The 8,448-nt window shown below is 71.7% G+C and carries 7 protein-coding genes; 3 read left to right on the top strand and 4 right to left on the bottom strand.

What is annotated here, in order from left to right:
* Positions 1–15 precede the first annotated feature (15 nt).
* The 3 genes from E9998_RS02935 to E9998_RS02925 form a co-directional block, all read right to left on the bottom strand.
* Complete coding sequence (locus tag E9998_RS02935; RefSeq protein ID WP_136528212.1) at positions 16–714, bottom strand: hypothetical protein; 699 nt, start codon at positions 712–714, stop codon at positions 16–18.
* 103 nt (positions 715–817) lie between these two features.
* The gene (locus tag E9998_RS25650) at positions 818–1,462 is read right to left on the bottom strand and encodes a hypothetical protein (protein WP_192907038.1); all 645 of its coding nucleotides are present in this window, start codon (positions 1,460–1,462) and stop codon (positions 818–820) included.
* Positions 1,463–1,682: 220 nt separating this feature from the next.
* On the bottom strand, positions 1,683–2,399 hold the full coding sequence (locus E9998_RS02925; RefSeq protein ID WP_136528211.1) for an SDR family oxidoreductase: 717 nt from the start codon (positions 2,397–2,399) through the stop codon (positions 1,683–1,685).
* A 74-nt stretch (positions 2,400–2,473) separates the two neighbouring features.
* Between E9998_RS02925 and E9998_RS02920 the strand changes: the two genes are divergently transcribed.
* The gene (locus E9998_RS02920) at positions 2,474–5,035 is read left to right on the top strand and encodes an FtsK/SpoIIIE family DNA translocase (RefSeq protein WP_136528210.1); all 2,562 of its coding nucleotides are present in this window, start codon (positions 2,474–2,476) and stop codon (positions 5,033–5,035) included.
* Positions 5,036–5,082: 47 nt separating this feature from the next.
* Here E9998_RS02920 and E9998_RS25130 read toward each other — a convergent pair whose 3' ends face one another.
* Positions 5,083–6,168, bottom strand: a complete 1,086-nt coding sequence (locus E9998_RS25130) for a hypothetical protein (protein WP_158299673.1) — start codon at positions 6,166–6,168, stop codon at positions 5,083–5,085.
* Positions 6,169–6,392: 224 nt separating this feature from the next.
* Between E9998_RS25130 and rimO the strand changes: the two genes are divergently transcribed.
* Both rimO and pgsA read left to right on the top strand, forming a co-directional pair.
* The gene (rimO, locus tag E9998_RS02910; RefSeq protein ID WP_240037474.1) at positions 6,393–7,868 is read left to right on the top strand and encodes a 30S ribosomal protein S12 methylthiotransferase RimO; all 1,476 of its coding nucleotides are present in this window, start codon (positions 6,393–6,395) and stop codon (positions 7,866–7,868) included.
* Positions 7,865–8,446, top strand: coding sequence for a CDP-diacylglycerol--glycerol-3-phosphate 3-phosphatidyltransferase (gene pgsA, locus E9998_RS02905; protein WP_136528208.1), 582 nt, complete (start codon positions 7,865–7,867; stop codon positions 8,444–8,446). The genes rimO and pgsA overlap by 4 nt, the downstream gene beginning before the upstream one ends.
* The last annotated feature ends 2 nt before the right edge of the window (positions 8,447–8,448 follow it).

The raw sequence follows: 8,448 nt of genomic DNA, 5'->3' as shown, positions 1-8,448 counted from the left end.
CCGCCGCCGTGTCGTCTAACCCGGATTCACCGTGATCGTCGCGTCCGCGCCGGGCCGGCCCGCCGGGACCGGCTGCTGGTACGGCTGCACCGGCAGCAGGTAGGTCCGGCGCCGGGCCTGCATGAAGAACGTGCTCAACGCCAGCAGCGCCACGGCGATGACCGCGAGGTACACCCCGTTCTCCGCCGAGATGTCGACCTCCGCCGCCGTCGTCTCCTCCCCGAACTCGTCGTAGCTCTCCGAGTTCGCGGTGTTCTCCGCGTACTGGCGCATGAGCGTGACCGGGTGGTAGGCGAACGCGGCCGTGAGCGCCGCCGTGCCGATCGCGGCGATCCGGGCGGGCCACCGCATCGCCGGGTTGCGGTGCGCGCTGAGCCCGACGGCCGCCACCAGCGCCACCGAGAGCACCACCGTGCTCGTGTCGATCCCGAAGCCGCCGAAGCCGAGCAGGCCCGAGTACGAGTAGAAGCTGAACGACCCCTCCGGGTCGTCGATCTTCACCCGCGGCAGCAGCATCGAGACGCACAGCAGCGCCAGGCCGACCCCGGCCACGGCCAGGCCGATCGGCGAGGGCGCGTTCGACGGCGGAGGCGGCGTCGGCGGGGGCTGGAGCCCGAACCCGGGCGGCGGGCCCGGTTGTACGGGCGGGGGCTGCGGCGGGGCCATGTGCGGCCCCTGCGGCACCGAGGGGTCATGAGGAGGCATCGAGTTCACGAGCGCCATGCTACCGGCCGCGGGCCTCTCGGACCTCCCCCGAAAGTCTCCACTGGGGACGGCTAAGGGGCCGCGGCGACGCCGCGGCCCCTGGGTCCGACTTCTACTGCGAGTACCCGGGCCAGCCGTTGTCCTGCTGCGGCGGTTGCTGCTGCTGGGGCTGCGGCGGCTGCTGGTACGGCTGCTGCTGCGGGGCCTGGTACTGCTGGGGCTGCACGGCGGGCTGCTTCGGCGGCGCCCAGCGCATGAGGAAGATGCTCACCGCGAGCATGGCCGCGGCGAGGATGAACAGCCAGATGCCGCCGCCGGCGCTGGCCTTGAGGTTGACGTCCTCCCAGGCCTCGCTGTCGAAGGCGGCGTTGAGCTCCATGACCGGGTGGAGCGCGGCGGCGGCGGTGATGGCGGCGAGGCCGATGCCGCCGAGCTTCGCGGCCCATTCGAGGCCGGGCTTGACGCCCGCGGCGGCCCAGCCGACGAGGACCACGAGGATGAGCGCGGGCGCGAGGCCGGGCAGGCCCGCGCCGGCGGTGTCGACGCCGAAGCCGCCGATCTCGTCGGCGTCGCTGCCGCCGAGGGAGATCTGCGGGATGAGGGAGCCGACCGCGAGCAGGAGCAGGCCGAAGCCGGCCAGGCCGAGGCCGATGGGGGTGGGGCGGTCGGGACCGCCGGGCAGGAGCCCGGTGTACGCGGGCTGGCCCTGCGGGGGCTGGGACTGGTAGTACGGCTGCTGCGCCGATTGGTCGCTCAAAGGAGTGATCACACCTAACTGTGAGTCGTCTGCGCGGGACGGGGGTGTCAGCCCCAGCATTCTAGGTCCTCCCGGCCATTCGCGAAGGTTCCTCCCATGCTGCGGGAGCGGGTCGGGGTTGCGGCGGGAGGGGATGTCGTACCCGCGCGCTATTTTTGCACCAGGGGTCCCTTAAGGGGGATTTATCATCTTATATGCGGATTCGATGGCTTTCGCCGGTTCATGCGCGCTCGCGGACCGGCAGCGGGTTCGGCGGCTCCACCCGCAGCTCGTTCACCACCATGTCCTCCGGCGCGTCGAGCACGCCCAGGATTGTCGCCGCCACCGTCTCCGCGCTCATCGCCCGCGAGCGGTCGTAGTCCGACCCGTACTGCTCGCGCAGGTCCCGCTGCATGTCCGTGTCGAAATGCGAGGGATAGAAACTCGTCACCCGCAGCCCGTTCCCCCGCTCCTCCGCCCGCAGCGAATCCGCCAGCGCCCGCAGCGCGTGCTTGCTCGCCGCGTACGAGCCCAGCCGCGGCGCCGCGCTCAGGCCCGCGCCCGAGTTCAGGAACAGCACGTGCCCCCGCGCCGCCCGCAGCGCCGGCAGCAGCAGCCGCGTCAGCTCCGCCGGAGCGACCACGTTCACCGTCATCGACCGGTGCCACCACTCCAGCGACTCCTCGGCCACCGCGCCCACATTGAGCACCCCGGCATTGTGGACCAGCGCGTCGAGGCGCTCAATGCCCGCCGCCGCCACCGCGTCAGCCAGGCCCGCGGGGTCCTCCAGGTCCGCGACGAGCGCCCGCTCGCACGGCACGCCCTCCAGCGCCGCGGCGCTGCGCGCGTGCGCCACGACGCGGTCCCCGCGCGCGGCCAGCCGCTCCGCCAGGACCCTCCCGAGCCCGCGTCCGGCGCCGGTGACCAGGATCGTTCTCGCCGTGTCCGCTGCAACCATGCCGCCACATTAGCCCCTCCCGCGCCCGCCTTCACGCCGCCGCCGGAGGGCGTGCGGGCGGTAACGTATGCACCATGATGGCCAAGACGAGCGGCAAGTCCGGTGGCACCGCCCGCAAGGGCGGCCCCGCTCGCAAGAGCGCCGCGCCCGCGGCGCGCCGCAGACCCGCCCCCTCCGGCGCGAGGCAGCCGGCGCGACCGGCCGCGAAGAAGACCGCGAAACGGGCGGTCAAGAAGGCCGCGAAGAAGGCCGCCGCCAAGCGCCGCCACGTCCCCGGCCCGCTCGAAGCGCTCGGGCTGGGCCTCAAGGGACTGTGGATCGGCACCGCCCGCAGCACCGGCTGGATGGCCCGCTCGGTCGGCAAGGAGGCCGCCACCGCCCGCGAGATCGACCCCGCGCACCGCCGCGACGGCCTCGGCCTGCTCCTCGTCGCCGTCGCGATCGTCCTCGCGTGCGCGGTGTGGTTCGACGTGGCCGGGCCCGTCGGCGAGCGCCTCGCGTTCATCCTCGACTGGCTCCTGGGCCTGGCGACCCGCGCGCTCCCGGTCCTGCTGGTCCTGTGGGGGCTGCGGGTCATGCGCCAGCGTCCGCCCGAGGAGGCGCACGGGCGCGCGCTGGTCGGCTGGGGCGCGATCTGGCTCTCGAGTCTCGGCCTGCTGCACCTGATCTCGGGGCTGCCGTCGGACATGGGCGAGCGGATGGCCGCGGGCGGCCAGGTCGGCTGGGTCGTGGGCGGCGGGCTCGCCGCGGGCGTCTCGGCCTATGTGGCGTTCCCGCTGCTGCTCCTGCTGCTGTTCTTCGGGGTCCTGGTGGCGACGGCGACGCCGGTCGCGGAGATCCCCGTGAAGCTCGGGCGCCTGTGGGACCTCGCGACGGGCCGTGTCGAGGCCTATGAGGACGAGGACGAGGAGGACGCCGGGGATCGCCTGACGCGCGCCGAGAGCCGGGAGGCCAAGCGGCTCAAGGAGGAGGAGGCTCGGCGGGTCCACCGTCCGACGACGGTGCTGCCGCGCCTGGCGCCCGAGGAGGTGCCCGAGCTGAACGCCGAGCACGTGTCCGCGCGCGACTCGGCGCCGATCGAGGCTCCTGAGCCGGTGCGCAGCCCGCCGAAGCACTCGCCCGCGCCCAAGCGGATCGAGCAGCCGACGCTGTCGGACGGGACCGCCCCGGTGGTCGGGGAGTTCCGGCTGCCGCCGCTGGACCTGCTGCCGACCGGTCCGGCCGCGAAGAAGCGCTCGAAGGCCAACGAGGTGGTCATCGCGGCGCTCCAGGAGGTGTTCGCGCAGTTCAACGTGGACGCGGCGGTCACCGGTTTCACGCGCGGCCCCACGGTCACGCGCTACGAGGTCGAACTCGGCCCGGCGGTGAAGGTCGAGCGGATCATCCAGTTGTCGAAGAACATCGCGTACGCGGTGAAGAGCTCCGACATCCGCATCATCAACCCGATCCCGGGCAAGAGCGCGGTCGGCGTCGAGATCCCGAACACCGACCGCGACGACGTGGCCCTGGGCGACGTCATGCGCTCGCCGCTGGCGCAGTCCGACCACCACCCGATGATCGTGGGCCTGGGCAAGGACGTCGAGGGCGGCTACGTCCTCACCAACCTCACCAAGACCCCGCATTTGCTCGTGGCCGGCGCCACCGGTTCAGGCAAATCTTCGATGATCAATTCCCTGCTGGTGTCGGTGATGGTGCGGGCGACTCCGGAGCAGGTGCGGTTGCTGCTCATCGACCCGAAGCGGGTGGAGCTGTCGAACTACGAGGGGATTCCGCACCTGGTGCATCCGATCGTGACGAACCCGAAGAAGGCTTCGGACGCGCTGCAGTGGGTCGTCAAGGAGATGGACATGCGCTATGAGGACCTGGCGAAGGCCGGGGTGCGGCATGTGGACGACTTCAACCGGAAGATCCGGTCGGGGGAGTTGAAGACGGACGCGGCCTCGGGGCGGGAGCTGCGGCCGCACCCGTATCTGCTGGTGATCGTGGACGAGTTGGCGGACCTCATGATGGTCGCGGCGCGGGACGTGGAGGACTCGGTCGTGCGGATCACGCAGTTGGCGCGGGCGGCGGGCATCCACCTGGTGCTGGCGACGCAGCGGCCTTCGGTGGACGTGGTGACCGGGCTCATCAAGGCGAACGTGCCGTCGCGGCTGGCGTTCTCGACGTCGTCGCTGGCGGATTCGCGGGTCATCCTCGACCAGCCGGGCGCCGAGAAGCTGGTGGGGCGCGGTGACGGCCTGTTCCTGCCGATGGGCGCTTCCAAGCCCGAGCGGATTCAGGGCGCGTGGGTCTCCGACGAGGAGATCGAGGCGGTCGTGGAGCACGTGAAGTCGCAGATGGACCCGCAGTACATCGAGGAGGTGACGGCGGCGCCGGGGTCGACGCGCGAGATCGACCCGGACATCGGCGACGACCTCGAACTGCTCATCCAGGCGATCGAGCAGGTGGTCACGACGCAGTTCGGTTCGACCTCGATGCTCCAGCGGAAGCTGCGGGTCGGCTTCGCGAAGGCGGGCCGGCTCATGGACCTCATGGAGACGCGCGGGGTGGTGGGCCCGTCGGAGGGCACGAAGGCCCGCGACGTGCTCGTCAAGCCCGACGAGCTCGACGGCGTGATCGCCTCGCTCCAGGCCTGAACGCGAAAGGGGCCGGTCCGTATCGGACCGGCCCCCTGCGTTCGCGTCTATTCGAAGCTGACGCTGATGTCGTGCGACTTGTCGCCGGTGATCGGCAGCGTGATGCCCTCTTCGGGCCATTCGACGGGGCCTTCGGGGTGGAACTTGAGCTCGAAGGCGAGCGCGTCGGCGGGCACGTCGTATTCGAGGTAGAAGGTGCGCCAGACGCCGTCGCCCCAGTCCTCGTCGGCGTGGTCGACGGAGGCGGGGGTCAGGGCGCCGTCGGGGCCGGAGACCTTGAGGGCCTTCTCGGGGTCGATCTCCCATTCGAGGCCGCTGCCGGAGTGGAGCCAGCCGAACTCGATCGCCAGGAGGGCCCGGTCGGGGTCGGCGACCCAGCCTTCGCCGGGCTGGTAGACGTCGCGGCTGACGGTGAACTGGGGGGCGTACTCCCAGTCGTCGAACCAGTACTCGTAGCTGCCGCTGGTGGTGTAGCCGTCGACGGAGCCCTCCGCCGGGTCGGTGTTCACGACGTCGGTGGAGCCGTTGTACAGGGCCTGGACGAGGCCCTCGCGGGTGCGGGCGCGCAGGTCCATGGACTGGGTGCGCTCGGAGTCGACGACCGCGAAGGTGATCGGCGCGTCCTTCTCGGCGACGGTGAGGTAGGTGGAGCCGGGTGCGGGGACGGCGCCCTCGAAGTCCCATTCCCTCTCGCCGATGGCGAGGGTCGCGGAGAGCTCGGTGAGGTCGTCGGTCATGAACGGCGCCTCGGCGCCGGGCTCGGGCGCGAACTGGACGAGGGTGAACTCGTGGCCGGGCGGCGGCGGGTGCAGCTGCACGTCCTCGCCGAGGAGGTAGTCGAGCTGGTAGCCCTCGGGGATGGCGTCGAAGGAGACGACGCATTCGACGCGGAGCGCGAAGTGCGCGCCGATGAGCAGTCCCTCGTCGTCGGCGAGGCGGGCCTCGCCCTCGGTCGGGCAGACCGAGACGGGGATCTCGTCGCTGGTGACGGTGTAGCCGGCGCGGGTGTTGATCGTTCCGGTGGGGGCGGCGCCGCAGGCGGAGGCGGTCAGGGCGGCGAGGCCGGCGAGCACCGCGAAGGCGGTGCGGCGGGCGGCGCGGGGGCGTTCGGGGGCGATGTCGCTGGGGGACATGGGGCAAGCCTAGGCCATGGCCGCAACGGCCCGTGAACCACTGTTGTCCCTGCGCAGACGGGTCGCGAATGGGCCCTTTCGTCCGTGCGGCATTCCGCTCATTCGGCGCGGCGCGGCCTTCTGCGCCGCTTTGGGCGTTAGGTCGGTCACTGTACCGCCCGGCCGCACTGTGGCCCTGCCCGCCGCCCGGGCGCCTGCGGGGTACCGGTAGGTACGCTTTCCTGGTGTCTCCAGCTCATTCGACCAGTTCCCAGGACGCGCCCGCCCGCGAGGGCAAGAGCGTCGCGCTCCTGACCCTCGGCTGCGCCCGCAACGAGACCGACTCCGAGGAGTTGGCCGCGCGCCTGGCCGCCGGGGGCTGGCGCATCAGCGACGACGGCGAGGACGCCGACGTCGTCATGGTCAACACCTGCGGGTTCATCGAGCAGGCCAAGACCGAGTCGATCGACGTCCTGCTGGACGCGTCCTCGACCGGCGCGAAGGTCGTGGCGACCGGCTGCATGGCCGAGCGCTACGGCACCGAGCTCGCCGAGAGCCTGCCCGAGGCCGACGCCGTGCTCGGCTTCGACCACTACCCGGACATGGCCGCCCGCCTCGACGACATCCTCGCCGGGCGCGCCGTCGCCTCCCACAAGCCCTCGGACCGCCGCAAGCTCCTGCCGATCTCCCCGGCGAAGCGCCAGGCCGCCGCCGCGGTCGTCCCCGGCCACTCGCGCGCCGCGCAGGCCGACGGCGCGGCGGTCGCCGCGGGCGCCCCTCAGCACCTCGCGGTGCTCCGCAAGCGCCTCACCGACGGGCCCGTCGCCAACCTCAAGCTCGCCTCGGGCTGCGACCGGCGCTGCACCTTCTGCGCGATCCCGTCCTTCCGCGGCTCGTTCGTCTCCCGCACGCCCGAGGAGATCCTCGCCGAGGCCGCCTGGCTCGCCTCCGAGGGCGTCAAGGAGCTCAACCTCGTCTCGGAGAACACGACCTCCTACGGCAAGGACCTCGCCGACCCGCAGGCCCTGGAGCACCTCCTGGAGGGCATGGCCGCGATCGACGGGATCGAGTGGATCCGCCTGTCCTACCTCCAGCCCGCCGAGCTGCGCCCGAGCCTCATCGAGGCGATGCACCGCACCGACAAGGTCGTGCCGTACTTCGACCTGTCGTTCCAGCACTCCTCGGCGAAGGTGCTGCGGCGGATGCGCCGCTTCGGCTCCACCGAGAACTTCCTGGCCCTGCTCGCGCAGATCCGCGACGTCGCCCCGCTCGCGGGCGCCCGCACCAACGTCATCGTCGGCTTCCCCGGCGAGACGGAGGAGGACGTCGAGGAGCTCATGGGCTTCCTCGAAGAGGCCCGCCTCGACTCCACGGGCGTGTTCGCCTACTCCGACGAGGACGGCACCGAGGCGGTGGACCTCGACGGCCACGTCCCCGAGGACGAGGTCCAGGACCGCCACACCCGCGTCGCGATGCTCGTCGACGAGCTGGTGAGCCAGCGCGCCGCCGATCGCCTCGGCGAGGTCATGCAGGTCCTCGTGGAGTCGGTGGAGGACGACGGCGTGGACGGTCGCGGCGCCCACCAGGCCCCGGAGGTCGACGGCACGATCGCGCTCGTGGGCGAGGTCGAGGGCCTGGAGCCGGGCGACTTCGTGACGGCGAAGGTCGTGGACTCCAACGGTGTGGACCTCGTCGCGGAGATCGTCGAGGAGGCCCTGTGACCTCCCCGGATCGTCCGGTCTCGCCGTGGAACATCGCGAACGTGGTGACGGTGGCCCGGATCTTCCTGGTGCCGGTCTTCGCGGTCTTCGTGGCACTGTCGGGCATGGAGCACTCGGGCTGGCGGATGGCCGCCTGCGCGCTGTTCGTGTTCATCTCGGCGACGGACTTCGTGGACGGCTGGCTGGCGCGGTCGCGGAACCTGGTGACCGATTTCGGCAAGATCGCCGACCCTATCGCCGACAAGGCGCTCATCGGGACGGCGCTGGTGCTGCTGAGCTACTACGGCGACCTGTCGTGGTGGGTGACGGGCATCATCCTGGTGCGGGAGCTGGGGATCACGGCGTGGCGGATGGCGGTGCTGCGCAGGACGGTCATAGCCGCCGACCGGGGCGGGAAGCTCAAGACGGTCCTCCAGATCACCGCGGTGGCCTGGTACCTGTGGCCGTGGCCCGGGCCGCTGGACGCGGTGGGCCCGTGGCTCATGGGCGCGGCGGTCGTCCTGACGGTGCTGACGGGAATGGATTACCTCTGGAAAGCATTCAAATCTAAGGAGAGCGAGCCGAACCGGACGAGCTAGGC

Origin of the sequence: Glycomyces paridis (assembly GCF_004912155.1) — a bacterium.
In the GTDB taxonomy this organism is placed as follows: domain Bacteria; phylum Actinomycetota; class Actinomycetes; order Mycobacteriales; family Micromonosporaceae; genus Glycomyces; species Glycomyces paridis.
Note: the sequence above shows the minus strand (reverse complement) of the source record. Positions and strands in the feature narration are given on the sequence as shown.

Coding starts and splice junctions, on each gene's coding strand:
- E9998_RS02925 (WP_136528211.1), bottom strand. CDS start 2,399: ATGGTTGCAGCGGACACGGCGAGAACGATCCTGGTCACCGGCGCCGGA.
- E9998_RS02920 (WP_136528210.1), top strand. CDS start 2,474: ATGATGGCCAAGACGAGCGGCAAGTCCGGTGGCACCGCCCGCAAGGGC.
- E9998_RS25130 (WP_158299673.1), bottom strand. CDS start 6,168: ATGTCCCCCAGCGACATCGCCCCCGAACGCCCCCGCGCCGCCCGCCGC.